This is a genomic window from Chryseobacterium nakagawai (genome assembly GCF_900637665.1).
In the GTDB taxonomy this organism is placed as follows: domain Bacteria; phylum Bacteroidota; class Bacteroidia; order Flavobacteriales; family Weeksellaceae; genus Chryseobacterium; species Chryseobacterium nakagawai.
The window spans coordinates 2,109,225-2,129,408 of sequence record NZ_LR134386.1 but is presented as its reverse complement, the minus strand read 5'-3'; the positions used below and the strand labels follow the sequence as shown (position 1 = coordinate 2,129,408).

Sequence of the window (20,184 nt, the reverse complement as noted above, 5' to 3'; positions counted from 1 at the left end):
AATGTCATTAATAGAAAACTTAAACTGGAGACATGCTGTAAAAGCTTATGACCCGACTAAAAAAGTATCAAACGAAGATTTAAATACTATCCTGGAAGCTGCAAGACTGGCTCCTACTTCATCAGGGCTACAGCCTTTCCGTATTATCGTAGTAGAAAATCAGGAATTAAAAGATAAAATGGTTGCCGGTGCTTTAAACCCTGAAGTGATGAGAGATTCTTCTCATGTATTGGTTTTTGCTGCATGGGATAGCTATTCTAATGATAAAATCGACAAAGTATATGACCATCATACTGATGTAAGAGATCTTCCGAGAGGACGTTTTGGAAGCTATACAGATAAGATCAAAGAGATGTATGGAGCACAAACTCCTGAACAACATTTTGCTCACACAGCCCGCCAGACTTATATTGCTTTAGGAATTGCTCTTGCACAGGCTGCTGAACTTAAAATCGACAGTACTCCGGCAGAAGGATTCAGTAATGCAGTAGTAGATGAGGTATTGGGATTAAAAGAATTAGGCTTGAAAAGTGTAAGCCTTTTATATCTTGGATACCGTGACGAAGCCAATGACTGGCTGTCTTCTATGAAAAAAGTCCGTATTCCAATGGATGAATTTATCATTAAAAAGTAATACCTTCACGAATCTTTCGTACTCAATCTTATGGAACATTCAAATACACCCAAATTAGAAAACCAGATCTGTTTTCCATTATATGTAATTGCTAAGGAAATCACAGGATTGTACCGACCTTTTCTTGATGAACTGGACATTACATATTCACAATACCTTGTAATGATGGTGTTATGGAATGGTGACGGGCTTACGGTAAGCCATATCGGAGAAAAACTGTTTCTGGACAGCGGAACATTAACTCCACTTCTCAAAAGGCTGGAAGCAAAAGGGTTTATTACAAGAAAACGCAAAAAAGAAGACGAAAGAGTTGTTGAAGTATTTTTAGATGAAGCCGGAAAACAGCTTCAGAAAAAGGCCTGCGAAATTCCGGGTAAGATCCAGGAAAAAATCGGGATACAGCCTGAAGAACTGTTGGAGCTTAAAGAAACAGTTTTAAAAATATTAAACAAAATCGAAAAATAAATGAAAACGTTATATACAACAAAAGTTACTGCTACAGGTGGAAGAAATGGCCATGTAAAAAGTGAAAACGGAGTCTTGGATCTTGAAGTAAAAATGCCAAAAGCACTAGGAGGAGCCAATGATGACTTCTCTAATCCTGAAATGCTTTTTGCAGCGGGATATTCTGCTTGCTTCGACAGTGCTTTGAACAGAGTAATCAGCTTAGGTAAAGTAACAACTGGTGAAACAACTGTGACTGCTCAGGTAAGCATCGGACAGATTGAAAACGGAGGTTTCGGATTGGCTGTGGAACTGGATGTAAACATTCCGGGAGTTTCTATCGAAGAAGCTCAGTCTTTAACAGAGAAAGCTCACCAGATCTGCCCTTATTCTAATGCAACAAGAAACAATATTGAGGTTAAGCTTTCTGTAACCAACAATGATTAATCCAATTTTTTTATAATTATATTTGAAATGAGCTGTTTTGAAATTCAAAACAGCTCATTTTTATTTTTTACCACAGGTTTTTTCAGATGAACACAGATATGAAGAGTATGTATTTACCATCGAAGGTGAAATGGTAAACTATTTTATTGAAAATAAAGGACTGGATCAAACCTTTTATTGGAATAAATCTCATAATAATTAATGATTGGAGCCAATATTACTACTGATGATAAACTAATGATGAGCTTAACTCTGTATGCAAGTCTGAAAACTGGAAAAGAATATTTCAATAAACTTAAAGATATTTTACAGCCCAATATAGGAATTATTACATTTGTGAATCCGTGGATTATGAAAATGGTGAAGATTTTGTTTTAAGATACCAGAAAAGTATCGAATATAAATAAACAATGAAAACATTACCATTCATAATAATTTCTTTAGGTCTTTTTTTGACTTCTTACAGCCGGTGTTGTGCACAATCCCGGCAGAATAACAACCCTTTGCAACAGATTAATGAGACTAAAGCGGCAGCACATATTAACCAACTTATAGATGCTAAAACCTGGAATCTGTTATTCCCCAACAGAAATAATATTCAGGGAAAAAACAGGAATCACCAGGATTTTTATTCTTATCAGGCATTTATAAAGGCGGTCGCCCACTTCCCTAATTTTCTGAATGAAGGAACACAGGAAGATCAGAAGAGAGAGCTCGCTGCGTTTCTGGCCAATATTGCACAGGAAACAAGTGGCGGCTGGGATAATGCTCCGGGAGGCTATTATAAATGGGGACTTTATTTTATCGAAGAAAACAATAAGGGAAATGGAAATAATTATTCTGATCCTTCTAAGACCAACTATCTGCCGGTAGCAGGACAGGCTTATTACGGCCGTGGTCCTAAGCAGCTGAGTTGGAATTACAACTACGGACAATTTAGTGAAGCTTGGTTTGGTGATAAAAATATACTTTTAAACAAACCCGGACTTCTGGCTGAAAACAATGTTTTATCTTTTGCCTCTGCCATCTGGTTCTGGATGACTCCCCAATTTCCTAAGCCCTCTTGTCATGAAGTGATGACCGGAAAATGGCTGCCTACAGAAAAAGACAAAGAAAGCGGAAGAATCCCCGGTTTTGGAACTACAGTAAACATTATCAATGGTGGTATTGAATGTGGACAATCTACCACACCGCCCCAAACACAATACCGCTATGAATACTACCGCTATTTTTGTCAATATTTTGGAGTGGATCCAGGAAAAAATATCAGCTGCAGTACACAAAAGCCATTTGGTAATTAAGAAAAAGGCTATAACATAATGCTTGTAGCCTTTTTTATAGAATTTATTATATTATCTGGAATCTATCTCTTATTCAAATCACTTTTCTGATAGGCATCTACCTTTTTATAGGAATCATTTTTCTCTTTTTCTTTTTTGTCAGAGATTAAGATTCCGAAAAGGTGATCTATTTCGTGTTGCAAGATAACAGCAGTGAATCCTTCTACGATTTCTGAATATTTTTGTCCTTTCAAATCCACATATTCGAATTGAATGACTTTACTTCTGTAAAACTGATCTCTGAAATCAGGAATTGACAAATCTCCTTCGGGTCCAAGATTCTGCAGATCAGATCTCCAAACAATCACCGGATTGATGAAATATTCCAAAGGGGTTCCTTCTTTATCAAAACGTTGTACCCAAATCACTTTTCTGTTGATTCCTACTTGTGGAGCCGCAATACCTACTCCACCATCCGTTGAAAGAAGAGATTCCTTCATCCTTTTCACGAGAACAGCCGTATTAGGATCAGTTGGGTTGATTTCTGAGGAGAGATTCAGCAAGGTTTTATGCTGATGAGCGTCTGTAGTCTGATAAATTGGTAATGCTGCATTTACATCCCCTTTATTGATTAGGGAAATTTCATCTGAAGTGAATTTTTGAGCACTACATACTCCTGCAAAAAGTATCAATAGAATGGATAGTTTTTTCATACAAATTGAATGTGATGCAAAGGTAGAGATTGTCTGTTGAAAATGGATCATTGTTTTGGAGTTTTAGAATAGGAAGCTGAGAGAGGGAGGCTGGAAATTACTGTTGAAGCTTTGATTTTATGAGTGATTAGGTTTTGGCTAAAGCCATTGGATTTTTTATATAAAAGAAGAACGGGCTAAAGCCCGTTCCTATTGAATTTGATATTGTTCTGATTATTTAAAAATCTGCGTAATCTGTGTGATCTGCGGGAAACAAAATTAAAAGGTCTTCGTCATATCACTCGGAATAATCAGATTAAATTCTGTTGGAATATAATCCTTTGAAGGAACCTTCAGTTCAGGATTTTCTGATTCAAAAACAGAAATCACCGCCATTTTTAAGTTTGGATTTTTCTGTTTGATATACCAATAGGTACCGCCAAATTCCTTGCTGTGATAATTACCGTTATAATGAATAAAAGTCTTTCCTGACTGGATATTTTTCAGAATAGACTCAGCCATGGTAGCATCCTTTGTAGCCTGCGCTGAAATAAAGTTCATCACTTTAGTTCCTTCCGCATGATCCCCCATCATGGCTTTCATTTCAGGATATCCCGGAGTATCTAAGGTTACCTTGATGGGTAATTGAGCAATATATGTTTTTTCTTTATCACTTAGCTTATTCAAAGATTCAATTCCTTCTTTTGCCGTTTGTGACGCATATCTTCTCGGAATATTGGTTGCTATGAAATTAATTTTTTTATTTTTAGCAAAATCAACCAATGGTTTATAATCTGTTGCATAATTATTCCAAAGGCGGGCAGAATCTTTTAATGTTTTAGCATCAAATTTTCCACTCAGATACAGATTCAGCTGAGCCTGGTTGTCTCTTTCAAACATTTCAGCACCCAGAATAAGCTGTCCGTTTTTCTTTTCAAATAAAGCTTCTGTTATTTTAAGCTGAAGCCAGTGATTGATAGAGCTGTTATGATTTTCACCAAAGAAAACTACATCATAATCTGCCAATTCCTTCACCAATTTATCCGTTTTTATTTCTTTACCTTTTTGGTCATAGAACTGATATGCTTTAAAGTTCTGTGCCTTAAGTGAACAGAAACCCGCCAGCAAAACCGCTATTAAAAGATTCTTCATTTTTTATCTTTAGTATTTTAATTTAATGACAAATTACATAATATTTGGGGCTTTTTATCGTGCTTCCCAAAATCTAAAAGAAAAAGACCGCCTTGAATTTTACAAACAAAACGGCCTCTCTTAAAATCATCTAATTATTATTGTTCTTCAAGAGTTGCTACAAGATCTTTCCATTCCTGAAGTTCAGGAATTCCAGGTTTTCTTTTTCCAAAGAACTGAACGATAAAGTCTCCTTCTTTATTGAATACTTCAATCGCTGTAACTTCTCCGTCTTCAGTCGGTTTTTTCACGATCCATGCTTCTGCAATTTTCGTTACATCTAAGTGTAGGTTAAAATCAGGGTCCATTACATTGAACCACTGCTGATGCCAAAGGGTTTTCTTTACATTTCCGGTATGGATCTGGATAATTCCTCTGTTTCCGACGAAAACCATAATGGGTGTACCCTTTTCTGAAGCTTCTTCAAGGATGTTAACTACTTTTGAGTTATCAATTTTCTGAGTAAAGCCTTCCGGAGCCAATCTTAAAGCCTGAGTTCTGCTTACCCCAAACTTTCTGGTCATCATAAAGAAATCGTGAGTATCTTTTAATTCTGTCCATGCCTTTTTAAATCCTTCAACATCAATTTCTGTATCCGGTTTTTCTGTCTGTTTCGGAGCTACTGCCTCAAATGGGAAAGCTTGGCTCTGATCCTCTGCTTTGAATTTTTCAACGATAACATCGAAGGCAGCTTCATCACTATTTTTAGTTAAATAAATCTTATGCAATGCCAACCCGTCTTTTCCAAAGAACTGAAGGCTTTTTTTGTCTCCCTCCACTACTGCAAACGCAAATTTCCAGTGGTTAAGGAAAATTCTAAGATCAATATCCTCTCCTACGAAAAGCTGAGCATGCGGGCTGCTGAAGTCTCCGTTTTGGTAAATTCCTTTTCTTTCATGAACACACTCATCATTACGGGTAAGCGCCATTACTTTTCCTAATTTCTCTGCTTCTGTAAGAATTCCCGGAAAATCAGGGTTTAATAAAGTTACTCCTTCTCCAATCCCTGTTGCCAGTAATTCAGCTTCACTTACGCCAAACTGTGCTGCTGCATTTCTTATTCTTATATGTGGATTTTCTGCTTTCAGAGCTTCCCATTTTTCCTTTAAATCGTTTACTAATATGCTCATTATTTTATTTTTTTATAGTTAAAATTGTATAGATTCTTTGTATGGTTTCGTTTCCTGTTTTACTTTTTATTTCTTCTTCTTTTTCAGAAGTTTTCATTCTTTTAAAATGACTTTTAGATACAAGTTCCTCCATCTCATCATTATTGTACAGGGTAAAATCATAAGCCGTAAATGGCAACTTCTCCATAAAATTTCTTTGTCCGAAGGTCAGTACAAACGTTCCGTTATCCTTTAAAACCCTACAGACCTCATTTAGAAATTCTACAGGATTTTTCCAGAAATAAACGGTATTCACGGTAAATATTTTATCAAAGGTTTCATCTTCGAAAGGAAGTTTTGTTCCCTCATATAAAATAAATTCTGCCTGATTTTCAAATTCATGATTCAATCTTTTGGCTTCCTGATACATGGTTTCGGAAATATCAACTCCTTTATACTTTAGTCCTTTTGCCAGGTTGAGTATATTTTTCAGATGTCCTGCATTTCCGTGTCCTATTTCAAGAATATGTTCATCATCTTCTATCAGAAGAGCTCTGATACTTTCTAATGTCATACTAATATTAGTAGTATTCATCATCTCACCAATCTCTACGCCTTTTTCTCCCTGAGGATTGGCAAGGTTCTGTGCGAGAGTTTTTAATTCTTCTTTTTCCATGGTTATCCGAAAATGATCATTGGGTTATTGGTAATAGGGTGTTCGCAGATGGTACAAGGGAAATTATAAGCATGGCTGATATTTTCTGTTGTAAAAACTTCTTCCGGAGTTCCATAAGCTGAAACCTGTCCTGATTTCATTAATAAAATTTTATCCGCAAATTGAGCGGCTAGATTCAAATCATGAAGAACAACAATCGCACTGTTTGCTTTCTTGGTGAAATTTTTTATAATTTCCAGTGCTTTATATTGATGTTTTACATCCAGATTATTAAGAGGTTCATCCAGAAAAACCAATTTGTGGGCAATATCATTTTCCAGCTGCGCCATTACTCTTGAAAGATGCACCCGCTGTTTCTCTCCTCCTGAAAGAGAGTTATATTCTCTTTCTTTTAGATGAAAAATATCTGTTTCATACATCTTATTATTCATTGCTTCAAGATCTTCTTTTCCGGGCTGTGCATCAAAATAAGGATACCTTCCCATCATGACGACATCTTTTACTTCAAGAGGAATATCATTACTGTTATGCTGTGAAAACTTTGCTTTATGCATAGAAAGTTCTTTTACATTCCAGTCTTCAATAGGTTTATCTTTAAATAATACTTTTCGTTTCTCAGATTTCACTTCATGAGCCAAAACACTTAAAAGACTTGACTTCCCAGCTCCATTAGGACCTACAATGGCTAAAAACTCTCCATAATCCAATGAGACATCTACCCCATCCAAAATACGGAACTCTTTATGCTTGTAGTTAATTTGATGTGCTTTGATCATTACAGTGATTTTTTAAATTTAACCAAAATAGCAATAAAAATAGGTCCCCCCATTAAAGCGGTCAAAATCCCGATCGGTAATTCTGAAGGCTCTACAATACTTCTGCTGAATGTATCTGCTGTAAGAAGCAAAATACTTCCAAATACGGCAGACAAAGGCAGGATAAAAGTATAATTGGATTTGAACAAAAGTCTTAAGATATAAGGTACAATAAGACCTACAAAGCCAATGGTTCCTGAAAATGCAACACAACTTCCCACCATCAATGCTACAATAATAATGATCTGCTTCTTCAGCCTTTCTACATTGATTCCTAAATGCTGCGCATCTTTCTCTCCCAACATCATGGCATTTAAAGCCTTTCCTTTAGGCAGTAAAATAATATAGGCTCCAATCATAACAATGCCGAGAATAATATTCTTCGTCCATGTTGCTGCAGCTAAACTTCCCAAATTCCAAAATGTCAAATCTCTAAGCTGTTCATCTTTTGATACATATATTAAGAAACCTGTAATAGAAAATCCTATTGCTGTAATAGCAACACCGGTCAACAGCATCATAACCACATTGGTCTTTCCGCCGCTTGTTGAAATTCTGTATACCAGCATCATGGATAAAAAAGACCCTATAAATGCAGAAATTCCTACCAGCGAAAATTGTACGGCTTCAGGAAGATATGCTTTAAAATGTCCTCCTAAAACAATGGCAATAGCAGCCAATAAAGTCGCACCCGAAGTAAGACCTATTAAATCTCCTGTTGCCAAGGGGTTTTTAAATAATCCCTGAAGGCTTGTTCCTGAAACAGACAACATACTTCCAATTAAAACTGCCATAATAATTCTGGCTGCCCTTACATCCCATACTACATATTTATCACTTAATGACAAACTGGAATCTCCTTGTATTACTTTTCCTAAAACGTTAAATGCAGATTTACCACCAAAATCGTAAACCCCTGTATTAATAGACCATACTGCTATAGTAACAAGCAGTATGGTACTTATTGTCATGTAAAAGTATAGTTTACTTTGCGTTTTCAATTAAAAGTTTGTTTAATCCAACTGCTGCTTCTCCTAGTCTCGGTCCAAAACCTGAAACTAACCCTCCATCCATTGCGATGATTTTCTTATTTTTTCCGGCATTGGTCTGGGAAACTCCTGGCATCTTCAATGCTCCTTCGTTTCCACCTGCTCCCTGCAATCCTGTTTCAAAAAAGAAAAGCACATCAGGATTAGCTTTTACAACCGCTTCAGGGGTTAATGGTTTGAAATCTTCAAATTCATTCACTGCATTTTCACCTCCTGCCAGATTAATTAAAGAAGCCATTGGAGTATTTTTACCTGCTACCATTAGCATATTTCCTCTAGCATAGATAAATAATACTTTCGGTTTTTTAGTTAAGGGCTGAACCTGTTTCAGATCTGCATCAATTTTATCAGTTAATTTCTTATAATCTGTATTTCCAATGGCTTTTGCAACATCTTCAATCAGTTTTTTAGTACCGTCAACAGTATATTCCTGCTTAAAGATCTCTGTTTTAATGCCAGAAGCTTTGATTTTCCCCATCAATTCAGGGTTGATATCTTTATCAGAAGCTAGAATTAAAGTAGGGCTTACTGCCATGATCGGCTCAATAGTCATTGATCTTACATGTCCAAGATCTTTAGCTGTAGCTTTTAAACTTACAGGATACGTACTGGTAACGTCTGTTCCTACAATTTCTTTTTCGTGACCTAAGGCACTTACAATTTCTGTAATTCCACCATTTAAGGTTACTATTTTATTGTTACTTTTTGGAGCTTCAGAAGTCGCTTCCGTTGTATTTTCTTTTTGAGCACCTTCTTCTTTTTTGCAAGAATACACTGCTACAAGAACAGAAGCTGCAAGGATAAATTTCTTCATGATATACTATTATTTGATTTATTATAATGGATCGAATGCGAAAGATGTAAAGCCACGCTCTCCTTTTAAATTCTTCATAGAAGTGAATTTCAGCTTAAAATAAAAACCGTTTGGGTCTTTCAGAATAAAGAAACGATCTGAATATACAAATGGAACAGGGTTATCTGCTGTCCCGGTAGTCGTTCTCCATTTATCTCCAATCGCTCTATGATCATTTAAAATAAATTTATTATTGTCCACATCCTTTAATTTAAATGCGGCATACGCTTGTTCAAGATTTCCTGTAACATTTACTTGATATGCTTTCACTCCATCTAAGCTATTAATAGTTACAAAGTCTGCATAAAAGTAACTACCTGCACTGTTCCCCGGACTCATAAATACTTCATTAGTAAATGTAGTAAAGGCCAAATCCCAGCTTTTTTTCTTAGGCTGAATCTTTGCAGGACTTCCTGTTTTAAGATTGAAAAAAGCAAAGTTATACTCAGGATCCTTTGTTATGATATATTCACTAATCCCTTCGCTTCCGGCATTAAGATCTGCATAACGAACTTTGTATCCATTAGTAGCTCTTAAAATCTGGACTTTCTTCCATCCTCTCGGCTCACCTGATAATGATACAGAACCCGCTCCAATATTAGCAGCAGGAGGAATTTCTCTTCCTAAATTAATTAAATAAACAGGATTATCCGCATCATTTTCTTTGATTGGTTCAATTCCTGAAGTTTGAGTTAGGAATTGGCCATTTGGATTATCTACATACTTCATATTTTCAGCATCAAATGTTCCTACCTGCGCAATATCTTTTAAGTTTGTTACATCTGATTCTTTTACCTTACTGATATCTTTAGCATTAGGTATTTTAATGACCGTCATCGCAAGAGACCCGTTGATAATTACCCTGAAATCATCGCCTGTATAAAATCCTAAGTCCCAATCTGTTCGTTTATTAATAGTTTTTCTAGGCTCTTTTTCTTCCTTAACCATATCACTCAGATCAATCCACACCTGATTGGGCTCAGTAGCTCCTCCCACAGGTACATTCACCGAAGAACCGGTAATAGGAGGCGCAGGAACTTTGTCTTCATCGGCAGAAATACAAGACTGTGTCGCTAGCATTACAGAAAAAATCGAAAATATTTTTAAATACTTCATAGTAACTTTTATTTAAAATTGAAACGTTAATCTGGCAAAATAGCTTCTGCCATAATATAAATTCACAATACCTGTAGGAGCTGTTGTAGCATGAGCATCAGCCTTCATCGCTGTAGAATTAATACTGGTAACATCAAAGATATTTTTTACCCCTGCAGAAAGCTCCAGATGATCTTTCCAGAATGGCTGGCTTACAATAAAGTCCATCATATGAAAACCATCTGTTCTTCCAAGCTTAAACCCACTCGCCTCATTTTCAAATACATAAATCCTTCCAGGACCTGTATATTTATAGTAAAGGGCAAATGAAGTTCCCGGATTTTTCAGTTTATAGTTAACTGTGGCTCCTGCCTGTACCTGGTACTGATAATCTGTAGGTGAAGTATGATACATTGAGTTCATGGATACCGAAGTTCCCCCTAAAGCACTTCTCAGGGAAAATGCCAATTGGTCCTTTTTGAAATCAACATTTGCTGAGAATAACATATTTCTATATTTATCCATATTTCTAAACTGGTAAGTAGAAGGATCTTTGATGAGAAGCATTTCTATCTTATCCCTTACATCCAGATATAAACCACTGACACTATAGGCAATCTTCCAATCATTTCCTGTTGTAAAACTCTGATCCCAAAATGCTCCTGTAGAGAACCCTTTTTCTGGATTCAGGTCAGGATTTCCTTGAATGTCATGATTAAGATTTACGAAATAGGTATAAAGCTCTTCATAAGTAGGAAAACGGTTTGCTGTACCAGCCACTAATCTCAAGTTTGAATTCTCAGAAATTTTATATCTTGCAGAAAGGGAATAATTAAACTGATTATTGAATTTTTCACTTACTGAAAGCCTTGCACCTGGTCTTACAGAGAATTTATCAGAAATATTCCATTCTCCGGAAATAAAGTTTGAGTAGGTAAAAAGAGTTCTGTTGATAGCTTTGGTAAAAAATTTACCGGCAATTAATGAAGCATAACCATCCGTATAATCTAATTCATACCCCAATTGAAAGTCGAAAGTTTTATTATCAAGGAAATTACTGAACATTCCTCTTGAATAGATTACATTTGTTTTATAGTAAGACAGCTCTTCTTCTTTATTGAGAATAGATCTGTTTGGAATATCATAATTATAATCCTGAAATTTTCTATCCTGGTTTTGGTAAGAAAAATCTCCCATATACTGAATATGCCCCAGATTTGTCTGAATATTAAACTGGTGAATCCATCGGTTGGTATTATATTTTCTGTCCATGCTTCGATACAAAGCCCCACCGTTTCCGTCATTAAGTGACTCTACATTTACTTCAGGATTGTAGAAATTGAATCCTTCATTCAAATACGAAAGTTTATAATAGAAGGAAGTTTTATTTTTTGAATATCTAATCAAAGCAGAGGCATCATATTGATCTTTAGGATTCCATTCATATCCTCTTTTAAGATCAGTTTCTAAATATTTATAGCCCATTTTATTTCCTTCATAGCCCATAAACTGATTATGGTTGAAGTTGATATTCGCAAACCAGTTATTATCAATATTATAATCAATATTTATATTCTGGATATGCCTTCCATTTCCTTTTTTCTTGATATCATAATTGTTTCTTACGGTCTCTTCCTGAGCAGAAGCTCTTACGCTGAGCTTTTTTGAGCTGCCTTTCTTAGTAATAATATTGATCACCCCGGCAAGTGCCCCATTTCCATATTCTACTCCCATGCTTCCTTTGACAATCTCGATTCTTTCGATATTATTCAATGATAGTTTGGTAAGGTCTATATTACTTCCTAAACCTGTATCTCCTACGACCGGAATATTGTCAATAAGAACTTTAACATAGCTCCCATCCAATCCCATCATAGTGGCTGTAGAATTTCCTGAACGGGTATCCGGAGTGATTTGAATGTTAAGACTTTGATTTAAAACATCAGCTACATTGGTTGCCGCCATGTTTTTGATCTGTTCAGCATCTATTACTTCAACCTTATATATAGATTTGTTAATGGATCGTTGTGTAAATTGCCCTGTAATGACAACTTCTTCTATTTTCTTTTGATTAAGAGAATCCTTTTCTTGTGCATTCATCCAAAAAACAATGGATAATGATAGAATGGAAAGCACCTTCTTCTTCATAAGGGTAAAAATTTCGACAAATATAAAACTTTATTTAGAATGATTAAAAATAAATATATACTTTTGTGTAATAATTCTAAATAAATATAACAGCATGAAACTAAAATTACTTTTAGGAGCATTGATACTTACAGCCTTTACCGCTAAAGCACAAGTACCAACTATCAACGAAAACTTCGATAACTTCACTGCGGGAAACACCACTTTCCCTCAGTTTGGCTGGTCTACCGTGGTAGCTCCTCTGGTTATGAATGAAGCCCCATTCCCGGTTCCACCAAGAATGATCGTAACGAACACTAGTGCCAACAGAGCTGTTCAATCATATTCAGGAACAAACCCTACAAATCCTTCTTATTTAATTTCTCCACAGATCCAGGCTCCTGCAGGAGACAAAACACTGAAGTTTACAACAACTTTGGTATCTCCATCCCCTGGTCCTGGAACTATTCAGATAGGATTAGCATCTAATCCTACAGATATGTCAACATTTACTCCTGTTGGAAATCCAATTACAGTATCTGCAATTGGAACGATTCTGAATATAAACGTACCTATACCAGCATCTACATCCTCGTATCTTGTGTTTAAGTTTACACCTTCAGCGATGCACGTAGCTGTACAAATTGATGATGTTGTCTATGATACAACAGGTTCTTTGGGAGTTAATGACAATGCAGTTGCCCAAAATGAAGTTAAGTTCTTTGTTAATGCAGACAATACGTCCCTTGGCTTTGTAGCGAAGAAAGATCCTAAAAACATTCAAATCTATTCTTCTGCTGGGTTAAAAGTAGCAGAAGGGAAACTGAACGGACAAAAATTTAATATCAATGGACTTCAGACTGGGGTTTACTTCATCGCTATTGAAACTGCTGAAGGAAAAATCATCCAATCAAAATTCATCAAAAAATAAGGTTTATTAGACTATTATTTGCCTTTAATAAAGCCGAAGGGATCATTCCTTTCGGCTTTTTTATACCCAAGTTCTAAGATAATTCTAATAAAAACACGATAAAAATCATGTTTTTATTTAGAATGATTAAAAATAATTATATACTTTTGTTGAATCATTCTAAATAAGAATTTAAAAAATAAATTATGAGAACAAAACTATTATTGGCATCGTTGCTTGCTCTTACTGTTCAACAGACTGTGTTAGCGCAGACAGATGCATTAGGATACACACAAGCAAATATGACGTTGGGAAGTGGGTATCAAAATCGTTCATTCTTTAATTTTTCTGATGGAAATATCGTTTCTCAATCTGCTACTACATGGGATGTAGCATTCTATAGAGTTTCTCCTTATGCAACAGGAACAAGAATTAATGATGCTAAGAACATTGAAGTATATACCGCTGCAACCAGTTTAGCAGAATGGGATAATATCAATATAAACAATGAAGCTTCTTGGGGTGAGCCACTTTATAACCCTGATCAAATTACGGATTGGAGTCAGGGAGCCTTTGAACAGGGTCCTATTACAGGTCCTAACCCCAATATTCCTTCTACAGGCTGGGGAGTTTATAATCCGGTGAATCACCATATTAATGGAAAAGCAATTTTTGTTCTAAAATATGCTTCAGGAACGTATATTAAATTTGCTATTGAAGACGCATTCTCAGGATACACTTTTAAATATTCCAAGTGGGATGGTACTGCATGGACACCAACTGAAACAAGAACTGTAGCTAACGGAACTGATGACGCTTATTTCAACTATTTCTCATTCGATACCGGAGCAAAAGTTCCTAATATGGAACCTTCAAAAAATGCGTGGGACTTAGTCTTTACAAAATATTTCACCTTCTATAATGGGGTTCAGATGTATCCTGTGGCAGGAGCTATCCAAAGCCCAGGCCTTAAAGTTGCCATGGTAGATCCTGAAACTCAACAGGTAGCTGATGGAAACATTCCTGCAGCCAATAATTTTTCATCCAATATTACTACAATTGGGCATTCATGGAAAGTGATTACTACTTTGAAGAATAACGTTGTGTATTATGTCAAAAAAGGGAATGATTATTACAGAATGTATTTCACTCAAAGTGATGGTTCCAGCACTGGAAATATGTTTTTCAAGTATAAAAAAATTACCGGATCATTGGGAATCACAGAAGTAAGTAAAAAAGCTTCTTTTGGAATCTATCCAAATCCTACAACAGCAGATAAAAAAGTAACAATTTTATTTGATGTTAAAGAAAAAGCAAGCAACAAAGGAAGTGTAGAAGTATACGACCTAACTGGAAAAAAGGTGCATGCTGCTGAATTAACTAATCAGGCTGGGTTCTACAGACAAGATCTGAACCTGTCTCAGCTTCCTTCAGGAAATTATTTGGTAAAAATTACCTATGGAGGAACTTCAGAAACAAAAAAACTTATTGTAAAATAATATTTTACTCAAATACTTTCTATTTTTTCTAATAAAAGGCGGTCTTCAGAATCCTGAAGCCGCCTTTATTTCATTAAAAAATTTAAGTTCAGATAAGTAAGTGATGTAGGCAGAAGTGGTAATTATAACTAAAAGAAATTTCCAGCTTCCAGTCTTTAATTTAAACTTTCTTATCCAAACTCAGAGTGTTTAATATATTTTAAAACCTTTGTAAACCTCCACCCCGCTTTCCATGATTTTGGAAGCATCTTTACGGAAGTCCAGCAGGTGATCCTGACCGTTGTGTCTGTTGTGATGATCCACACTCTCCCAAAGTTCAATCAGGAAAAATGTTCCTTTATTGTCTTTATCTTCAACAAGATCGTACTGTAGGCATCCTTCTTCTTTTCTTGTTTCCTTCACCAGATTTTGAAAAAGCTCTACCGCTTCCATCAGATAATTTTCATTAAACTTAAAAAGTGCAATGATATGTAAGTTCATATTCTAATATTTATTGATGTAAAAGTAGAATATTTTCAAAATCAAATTTATTTTTGATCCATTTATTTTTACATCCACAAGCATATTTTTTAACTGAACACTGATTTATAAATAGTTATAGAACTCATGACAATCACCAAAACTCCAATGACCAGAAACATTTTCTTCACCGGAAGCTTTGCAGTAAGCATTGCGGAAAAAGGAGCGGTAATAATTCCACCTATTAAAAGCCCAAGGATAATATTCCAGTGCTGAATTCCAAGAGTAAAGAAAAAGGTAACAGCAGCTGTAATGGTCAGGATAAATTTCGCAACAGTAGAACTTCCCACTGCAAATCTTGGAGTAAAAGCATTTTTAATAAGTGTTCCGGTTACCAAAGGCCCCCAACCACCACCGGCAAAAGAGTCTATAAATCCTCCAATCACGCCAAGTCTTGTCAGATTAGTCTTTCTTTTCAATGCTTTACTCTGTTTATCTTTAAAAGCATTGGAAAGGATTTGGAATCCAAGATATAAAGTATAAAAAGCAATCACTGTTTTAGTGATCTTTGCGTAATACTCGCCAAGATAAGTAAGACTAATAGCCCCTATAATTGCTCCAATGACCGCAGGAACAGCTAATTTCTTCACCAGGCTTATGCTTACATTCTTAAGCTTAATATGACTTGCGCTTCCTGCTGCTGTAGTAAAGCTTTCCGCAGAATGAATACTGGCGCTTACAATATGAGGCGGAATGTTCAGAAACATCAGTGTGGTGGTACAGATCACGCCATAGCCCATCCCCATTGATCCTGCTACAATCTCTGCAAAAACACCCACCAAAAGCATCCAGTAAAAAATATAATGATCTTTTGCCAACATCTGCTGCAACTCATCAAAATAGCCCAGCTCATATAGGGAAAAAACGGCTGCTGATACCAGAGCAATCGTTACTAACAATATATTGAGCCTTATCTGAATCTTTTTTGTAATCACCATAGCTCTGAAATTGTAAGTTTGTTTTGTTTATCACTCTCTGAATTGTTTACCGGAACAATAGTTCTGTTCAGCAAATCTCCTGCCCGCCATGAGTTTATAGTACCTGCATCTTCTTTTGGAATCATAATTTATTCTTTTGAAGTCATGCAAATATCCAATAAAAATATTATCCTACAAAACAAGTAGACTATTATTTCAAAAAAAAGGATCAGATCAGTCGACCAAATCCATTAAAGTTTTTTTCTCAAGAATATTCAGTGAGGCATCTCTAACCTCTATCAATACATCATGTAAGCCACAATGATCTTCGTTGCAGTCTTCACATTTTTCATAGAAGTTGAGACTTACACACGGAAGCATGGCAATGGGACCGTTCACAAGACGGATAATTTTGGCTAATTTCACATTTTCAGGATTTTCCCTCAAGAAGTATCCTCCTCCCTTTCCTTTTTTACTGTCAAGGATCTCCGCTTTTTTCAGTTCAAGCAGGATATTTTCTAAAAACTTTAAAGGTATCTTTTTGTGTTCCGCTATTTCGGAAATAAGAACCGGACCTTCATTTCTTTTTTCTACAAGATATGAAAGTGCCTTAAACGCATATTGAGATTTTTTTGATAGCATCACAGCAAAAATAAGAAAATTGTTTAACATGTTTAAGCGAAAAGGTAAAATTGCAAAAGAGCTCATTAATCGCATTATTTTTTATCGTTTTGTTGCATTGCAGTTTTGCCTTTTTCCTATTAAATTGCTATGTTTGTCCTATGTTCAGTAAACAAGAAGCACAACAACTCAAAAAGGAATTTTGGACAGCTTTTGGAAAATCCTTTCCAAGAAAATGGATCCTGTATGATACTAAGATCAAGGATATGTCATTTAAATTCTCTGCAGACAACAAAAAAGCAGAGGTTTCTCTTGAAATCGAAATGAAAGATGAGATTTTTCGTAATGCTTATTATGAAAAGATATGGTCTTTGGAAGATATTTTAAAAGATTTTATCGGAGATTTTCAGAAAGACGAATATTTTACATTGGAAAATGGAAAGGTCATCAGCCGTATTTGGGTAGAAAAACATGGGGTTTCAGTCTTCAATAGAAACACATGGCAGGAAATTTTTGAATTCTTTGTCGAAAAAATGGATGGATTCGAAAGGTTTTATTACGAATATGAGGATTTTATAAAGGACATATGAAATAATTACGAAATAAATACCGTTTTACACTTTGGAAGAAGATAAAAAAGAAAACTATCTTTGCTCTATACCACTTAAACTAATAGATGAAACTAAACATGATTAAAAATGAGAAAAGTGTACAAAAACATTTTTGGAGAAGTCATCTCCAAAAGCAAAGCTACCAAGCTAGATGAATACCATCTGTATTATTACGAAAATGACTCCGATATACTGAAAGAAATTGAATTCATCAACGATGAAAGTATATATAACATCAATTATTTTTTAAATGAAGGAGACAATGAGGATGAAGTTCTGGAATACCTAAAGGAAAAATCTGATTTTTTTGACATCGAAAAAAAGGAAACTGCTGACGGATTCATCATTACTACCAATAAACTATATTCACTGTCTGTAGACGAGAAACCTCTAATCTCCAAAACTGTTTTTAAAACTGACGACCCTGAAAATTTTATATGCTCACAGGTGATTGACAATGAAACTCATGAGCCACAGCTTGAAAGAACAGTAAAATGCTGGTATACTAAGGATGAAAACGGAGAAAAATATGCCGCTATAGAGTGCAGTTATCAGGAAGACGGAAAACTGGAACTTGCTATTGATAAAACATCAGATCCCGATAACGAACAGAACTGGGCTCATTATGATTATGAAACATTTCATGAGCTTCAGAAACAATTCCCCGTGGATATAACCTATTACAAAACCGCCGCATTACTTCCAAAGGAAACCTATCAGAACTAAAAACATTTCAACAATACACCAAACCACAATTTATTATATGGAAGAAAATCCTATATTTTGGGCGGATGGAGATGATCCGCAAATGATTGAAGCATACAAGAAAGCACAGGAAACTTTTAAATATTTTTGGCGTGAACAATCCTGGGAATACAGAAGAATCATTCCGGGACTTAATGTATCATGTGTAAAAGCTCTTTTTTCAGATACCACTGAAACGGGAGAAACTATTGTTGAACACATGTGGATCAATGATATTGGATTTGACGGTGAGCGTGTAACAGGATATCTGATCAATGAACCCAACACCTTAAAGAATGTTCAGGTGGGAGATTATATTGATATTCCTCTTAGTGGTATCAGTGACTGGCTTTTCGCCATTACTCCCAATGTAAAGAAGCCTAAAGGTCTTTCTAAATTATTCTCATCATCTACAGAACCTCTTCCTAAAGCTTATGGTGGTTTTACCATTCAGAAAATGCGTTCAGATATGTCTGCTTTAGAGAGAAAGGATCATGACAATGCCTGGCAGCTGGATTTTGGTGATTTCAACAATATTCTTATGGTAAACAACCAGGAAGAAGAGCCTGAAAATCTTGTAGAGCATCCTATGAGCAGAAATATGAAAGACGATTTTGCGAAATTCTTACAGGAATACCCGGATGAAATCAAACTTATTGATGACAATGGACAGACCCTTCTTCACCGAGAAACTATTGCCGGAAACTTAACCACAGTACAGACTGCACTGGAAGCCGGAGCAGATAAAACGGTTCAATCTAAAGCGGGAAAAACCGCACTGGATTATGCTAAAGAGCTGAATTGGGAACATCTTATTCCAGTATTGGAAAATTATTAATAACTATTAGGAGTAAAAACTTAGAAAAATATTAGACAAAATAAAAGAGAAACTTTACAGCTTCTCTTTTTTATTAAGAACTAAATACATTTAATTTCATCGTCAAAGCTGCTTGATCCATGATTAATTCTAATTATTTTACTATTTTTGTGAAGCTAAATCGTGAAAGAACATAACCATTACTTCCATCATTCTATAAACACTCAAAACAAATAAATTTCAATATTTCATTAAATTCTTAACCATGAAAAAACTTTTATTTTCGATCGCCTTACTAGCGACAGGATTTGCTTTTGGACAAATAAATTTAGTACATACTTTTCCGGCTAACGAAGATGCTGCCGTTTACATTAATGACAATCAGTTATTATATTGTACACAAGTGATAGATCAACCTATCATAAAAATTTACGGACAAAACTACGATTATATCAAAACGCTTAATATCACAATGCCAGCAGGCTATGAATGGATGATTTTTCATCCTGATTTAGATTATCAGGTTTCTAAAAATATATTCAATACGAATGACAAACTTGAGTTTATCGTCTATTTCCATAAAAGTGGCACACCTGATTCGAAGCTAAAAATCATTGACGAAGATGGTACCATTATCAAAGATTTCCCAGGAACTTACAGGGTTGAATATACCAAAATCTATCACGATCCAATAGATAACACCAACAAGATAAAATTACTTAACGAGACGACTCAACAAACAGAAATCTATTCATTACCTACGACGGTTCTTGCGAACAAAGAGATTATGACGGTAAAGAATAAATTAGCAGCCTTTCCTATTCCTGCGAAAACTACATTAAAGATCAATAATCCTCAAAACAATGCTAGTAAAGTTGAAGTTTTTGATACAACAGGAAAGTTGGTGATTAACCAGACTTTTTCCAGCCATGATGATCTTATTACCCTGAATGTACAAAACCTAACTAATGGTCTTTACATTTATAAAATCGGAGATGTAAGCTCTAAGTTTATCAAAGAATAAAATTAAAATACTCATTAACAAAAAAAGAGAAACTATAACGTTTCTCTTTTTTTATCTACATATTATGATATAAAACCACAGATATAACGTTTGAGTAAAGTATTTTTAAC

General features: G+C 35.3%; 25 protein-coding genes. 12 read left to right on the top strand and 13 right to left on the bottom strand.

The annotated features are described in order from the left end of the window. Nucleotide 1: 1 nt before the first annotated feature. The 6 genes from EL260_RS09660 to EL260_RS09645 are packed head-to-tail and all read left to right on the top strand — an operon-like array spanning nt 2 to nt 2,826. Nucleotides 2–634 (top strand): NAD(P)H-dependent oxidoreductase, encoded by a 633-nt coding sequence (locus EL260_RS09660; RefSeq protein WP_123860067.1) that lies wholly within the window; start codon nt 2–4, stop codon nt 632–634. A 30-nt stretch (nt 635–664) separates the two neighbouring features. Further along, nucleotides 665–1,099: a MarR family winged helix-turn-helix transcriptional regulator gene (locus tag EL260_RS09655; RefSeq protein ID WP_123860065.1), complete on the top strand. Its 435-nt coding sequence runs from the start codon at nt 665–667 to the stop codon at nt 1,097–1,099. Continuing rightward, a complete protein-coding gene (locus EL260_RS09650; RefSeq protein WP_123860063.1) occupies nt 1,100–1,525 on the top strand; it encodes an organic hydroperoxide resistance protein in 426 nt (141 codons plus the stop codon). A 37-nt stretch (nt 1,526–1,562) separates the two neighbouring features. Continuing rightward, on the top strand, nt 1,563–1,727 hold the full coding sequence (locus EL260_RS25565; protein ID WP_164466627.1) for a hypothetical protein: 165 nt from the start codon (nt 1,563–1,565) through the stop codon (nt 1,725–1,727). After that, nucleotides 1,727–1,903 (top strand): hypothetical protein, encoded by a 177-nt coding sequence (locus tag EL260_RS25560; protein WP_164466626.1) that lies wholly within the window; start codon nt 1,727–1,729, stop codon nt 1,901–1,903. Before EL260_RS25565 ends, EL260_RS25560 begins: the two co-directional genes overlap by 1 nt. A 32-nt stretch (nt 1,904–1,935) precedes the next feature. Then, nucleotides 1,936–2,826: a chitinase gene (locus EL260_RS09645; protein WP_123860061.1), complete on the top strand. Its 891-nt coding sequence runs from the start codon at nt 1,936–1,938 to the stop codon at nt 2,824–2,826. A gap of 62 nt (nt 2,827–2,888) precedes the next feature. Here the strand turns inward: EL260_RS09645 and EL260_RS09640 are convergent, their stop codons facing one another. The 9 genes from EL260_RS09640 to EL260_RS09600 form a co-directional block, all read right to left on the bottom strand. Further along, nucleotides 2,889–3,518 (bottom strand): peptide deformylase, encoded by a 630-nt coding sequence (locus tag EL260_RS09640; RefSeq protein ID WP_123860059.1) that lies wholly within the window; start codon nt 3,516–3,518, stop codon nt 2,889–2,891. A gap of 258 nt (nt 3,519–3,776) precedes the next feature. Further along, a complete protein-coding gene (locus EL260_RS09635) occupies nt 3,777–4,649 on the bottom strand; it encodes a ChaN family lipoprotein (RefSeq protein WP_123860057.1) in 873 nt (290 codons plus the stop codon). A 137-nt stretch (nt 4,650–4,786) separates the two neighbouring features. Further along, nucleotides 4,787–5,818: a hemin-degrading factor gene (locus EL260_RS09630; protein ID WP_123860055.1), complete on the bottom strand. Its 1,032-nt coding sequence runs from the start codon at nt 5,816–5,818 to the stop codon at nt 4,787–4,789. Between the two features lie 4 nt (nt 5,819–5,822). After that, on the bottom strand, nt 5,823–6,473 hold the full coding sequence (locus EL260_RS09625) for a class I SAM-dependent methyltransferase (protein ID WP_123860053.1): 651 nt from the start codon (nt 6,471–6,473) through the stop codon (nt 5,823–5,825). Nucleotides 6,474–6,475: 2 nt separating this feature from the next. Continuing rightward, nucleotides 6,476–7,249 carry a heme ABC transporter ATP-binding protein gene (locus EL260_RS09620; RefSeq protein ID WP_123860051.1) on the bottom strand — a complete coding sequence of 258 codons (774 nt, stop codon included), beginning with the start codon at nt 7,247–7,249 and terminating at the stop codon, nt 6,476–6,478. Beyond that, the gene (locus EL260_RS09615; protein ID WP_123860049.1) at nt 7,249–8,289 is read right to left on the bottom strand and encodes a FecCD family ABC transporter permease; all 1,041 of its coding nucleotides are present in this window, start codon (nt 8,287–8,289) and stop codon (nt 7,249–7,251) included. The genes EL260_RS09620 and EL260_RS09615 overlap by 1 nt, the downstream gene beginning before the upstream one ends. Next, on the bottom strand, nt 8,273–9,151 hold the full coding sequence (locus EL260_RS09610; RefSeq protein WP_123860047.1) for a heme/hemin ABC transporter substrate-binding protein: 879 nt from the start codon (nt 9,149–9,151) through the stop codon (nt 8,273–8,275). The genes EL260_RS09615 and EL260_RS09610 overlap by 17 nt, the downstream gene beginning before the upstream one ends. A 21-nt stretch (nt 9,152–9,172) precedes the next feature. After that, complete coding sequence (locus EL260_RS09605; protein ID WP_123860045.1) at nt 9,173–10,306, bottom strand: HmuY family protein; 1,134 nt, start codon at nt 10,304–10,306, stop codon at nt 9,173–9,175. Nucleotides 10,307–10,318: 12 nt separating this feature from the next. Continuing rightward, complete coding sequence (locus EL260_RS09600) at nt 10,319–12,433, bottom strand: TonB-dependent receptor plug domain-containing protein (protein ID WP_123860043.1); 2,115 nt, start codon at nt 12,431–12,433, stop codon at nt 10,319–10,321. A 94-nt stretch (nt 12,434–12,527) separates the two neighbouring features. On the opposite strand from EL260_RS09600, the gene EL260_RS09595 reads away from it, so the two are divergent. Continuing rightward, nucleotides 12,528–13,343: a T9SS type A sorting domain-containing protein gene (locus tag EL260_RS09595; protein ID WP_123860041.1), complete on the top strand. Its 816-nt coding sequence runs from the start codon at nt 12,528–12,530 to the stop codon at nt 13,341–13,343. A gap of 185 nt (nt 13,344–13,528) precedes the next feature. Further along, a complete protein-coding gene (locus EL260_RS09590; RefSeq protein WP_123860039.1) occupies nt 13,529–14,821 on the top strand; it encodes a T9SS type A sorting domain-containing protein in 1,293 nt (430 codons plus the stop codon). Between the two features lie 189 nt (nt 14,822–15,010). On the opposite strand, the gene EL260_RS09585 is transcribed toward EL260_RS09590, so the two are convergent. The 4 genes from EL260_RS09585 to EL260_RS09575 all read right to left on the bottom strand — a co-directional run bounded on the left by EL260_RS09585 (nt 15,011) and on the right by EL260_RS09575 (nt 16,899). Then, nucleotides 15,011–15,301: a putative quinol monooxygenase gene (locus tag EL260_RS09585; RefSeq protein WP_089733115.1), complete on the bottom strand. Its 291-nt coding sequence runs from the start codon at nt 15,299–15,301 to the stop codon at nt 15,011–15,013. An 89-nt stretch (nt 15,302–15,390) separates the two neighbouring features. Then, a complete protein-coding gene (locus EL260_RS09580; RefSeq protein WP_123860037.1) occupies nt 15,391–16,278 on the bottom strand; it encodes a sulfite exporter TauE/SafE family protein in 888 nt (295 codons plus the stop codon). Further along, nucleotides 16,272–16,403 (bottom strand): hypothetical protein, encoded by a 132-nt coding sequence (locus EL260_RS26110; RefSeq protein WP_262697004.1) that lies wholly within the window; start codon nt 16,401–16,403, stop codon nt 16,272–16,274. Before EL260_RS26110 ends, EL260_RS09580 begins: the two co-directional genes overlap by 7 nt. Before the next feature lie 88 nt (nt 16,404–16,491). Next, on the bottom strand, nt 16,492–16,899 hold the full coding sequence (locus EL260_RS09575; RefSeq protein WP_109712849.1) for an RrF2 family transcriptional regulator: 408 nt from the start codon (nt 16,897–16,899) through the stop codon (nt 16,492–16,494). A gap of 140 nt (nt 16,900–17,039) precedes the next feature. Here EL260_RS09575 and EL260_RS09570 point away from each other — a divergent pair, with 140 nt between their 5' ends. The 4 genes from EL260_RS09570 (at nt 17,040) to EL260_RS09555 (ending at nt 20,074) form a co-directional block, all read left to right on the top strand. Next, on the top strand, nt 17,040–17,468 hold the full coding sequence (locus tag EL260_RS09570) for a DUF4268 domain-containing protein (protein WP_123860035.1): 429 nt from the start codon (nt 17,040–17,042) through the stop codon (nt 17,466–17,468). A gap of 108 nt (nt 17,469–17,576) precedes the next feature. Beyond that, nucleotides 17,577–18,215 carry a hypothetical protein gene (locus tag EL260_RS09565; protein ID WP_123860033.1) on the top strand — a complete coding sequence of 213 codons (639 nt, stop codon included), beginning with the start codon at nt 17,577–17,579 and terminating at the stop codon, nt 18,213–18,215. Nucleotides 18,216–18,252: 37 nt separating this feature from the next. Next, nucleotides 18,253–19,071 (top strand): DUF2314 domain-containing protein, encoded by an 819-nt coding sequence (locus tag EL260_RS09560; protein WP_123860031.1) that lies wholly within the window; start codon nt 18,253–18,255, stop codon nt 19,069–19,071. Between the two features lie 244 nt (nt 19,072–19,315). Continuing rightward, nucleotides 19,316–20,074 carry a T9SS type A sorting domain-containing protein gene (locus EL260_RS09555; protein ID WP_123860029.1) on the top strand — a complete coding sequence of 253 codons (759 nt, stop codon included), beginning with the start codon at nt 19,316–19,318 and terminating at the stop codon, nt 20,072–20,074. Nucleotides 20,075–20,184 lie beyond the last annotated feature (110 nt).

Excerpts from the sequence above, each read along its gene's own strand:
- EL260_RS09660 (WP_123860067.1), top strand. The coding sequence starts at position 2 with ATGTCATTAATAGAAAACTTAAACTGGAGACATGCTGTAAAAGCTTAT.
- EL260_RS09655 (WP_123860065.1), top strand. The coding sequence starts at position 665 with ATGGAACATTCAAATACACCCAAATTAGAAAACCAGATCTGTTTTCCA.
- EL260_RS09650 (WP_123860063.1), top strand. The coding sequence starts at position 1,100 with ATGAAAACGTTATATACAACAAAAGTTACTGCTACAGGTGGAAGAAAT.
- EL260_RS25560 (WP_164466626.1), top strand. The coding sequence starts at position 1,727 with ATGATTGGAGCCAATATTACTACTGATGATAAACTAATGATGAGCTTA.
- EL260_RS09645 (WP_123860061.1), top strand. The coding sequence starts at position 1,936 with ATGAAAACATTACCATTCATAATAATTTCTTTAGGTCTTTTTTTGACT.
- EL260_RS09640 (WP_123860059.1), bottom strand. The coding sequence starts at position 3,518 with ATGAAAAAACTATCCATTCTATTGATACTTTTTGCAGGAGTATGTAGT.
- EL260_RS09635 (WP_123860057.1), bottom strand. The coding sequence starts at position 4,649 with ATGAAGAATCTTTTAATAGCGGTTTTGCTGGCGGGTTTCTGTTCACTT.
- EL260_RS09630 (WP_123860055.1), bottom strand. The coding sequence starts at position 5,818 with ATGAGCATATTAGTAAACGATTTAAAGGAAAAATGGGAAGCTCTGAAA.
- EL260_RS09625 (WP_123860053.1), bottom strand. The coding sequence starts at position 6,473 with ATGGAAAAAGAAGAATTAAAAACTCTCGCACAGAACCTTGCCAATCCT.
- EL260_RS09620 (WP_123860051.1), bottom strand. The coding sequence starts at position 7,249 with ATGATCAAAGCACATCAAATTAACTACAAGCATAAAGAGTTCCGTATT.
- EL260_RS09610 (WP_123860047.1), bottom strand. The coding sequence starts at position 9,151 with ATGAAGAAATTTATCCTTGCAGCTTCTGTTCTTGTAGCAGTGTATTCT.
- EL260_RS09605 (WP_123860045.1), bottom strand. The coding sequence starts at position 10,306 with ATGAAGTATTTAAAAATATTTTCGATTTTTTCTGTAATGCTAGCGACA.
- EL260_RS09600 (WP_123860043.1), bottom strand. The coding sequence starts at position 12,433 with ATGAAGAAGAAGGTGCTTTCCATTCTATCATTATCCATTGTTTTTTGG.
- EL260_RS09595 (WP_123860041.1), top strand. The coding sequence starts at position 12,528 with ATGAAACTAAAATTACTTTTAGGAGCATTGATACTTACAGCCTTTACC.
- EL260_RS09590 (WP_123860039.1), top strand. The coding sequence starts at position 13,529 with ATGAGAACAAAACTATTATTGGCATCGTTGCTTGCTCTTACTGTTCAA.
- EL260_RS09585 (WP_089733115.1), bottom strand. The coding sequence starts at position 15,301 with ATGAACTTACATATCATTGCACTTTTTAAGTTTAATGAAAATTATCTG.
- EL260_RS09580 (WP_123860037.1), bottom strand. The coding sequence starts at position 16,278 with ATGGTGATTACAAAAAAGATTCAGATAAGGCTCAATATATTGTTAGTA.
- EL260_RS26110 (WP_262697004.1), bottom strand. The coding sequence starts at position 16,403 with ATGATTCCAAAAGAAGATGCAGGTACTATAAACTCATGGCGGGCAGGA.
- EL260_RS09575 (WP_109712849.1), bottom strand. The coding sequence starts at position 16,899 with ATGCTATCAAAAAAATCTCAATATGCGTTTAAGGCACTTTCATATCTT.
- EL260_RS09570 (WP_123860035.1), top strand. The coding sequence starts at position 17,040 with ATGTTCAGTAAACAAGAAGCACAACAACTCAAAAAGGAATTTTGGACA.
- EL260_RS09565 (WP_123860033.1), top strand. The coding sequence starts at position 17,577 with ATGAGAAAAGTGTACAAAAACATTTTTGGAGAAGTCATCTCCAAAAGC.
- EL260_RS09560 (WP_123860031.1), top strand. The coding sequence starts at position 18,253 with ATGGAAGAAAATCCTATATTTTGGGCGGATGGAGATGATCCGCAAATG.
- EL260_RS09555 (WP_123860029.1), top strand. The coding sequence starts at position 19,316 with ATGAAAAAACTTTTATTTTCGATCGCCTTACTAGCGACAGGATTTGCT.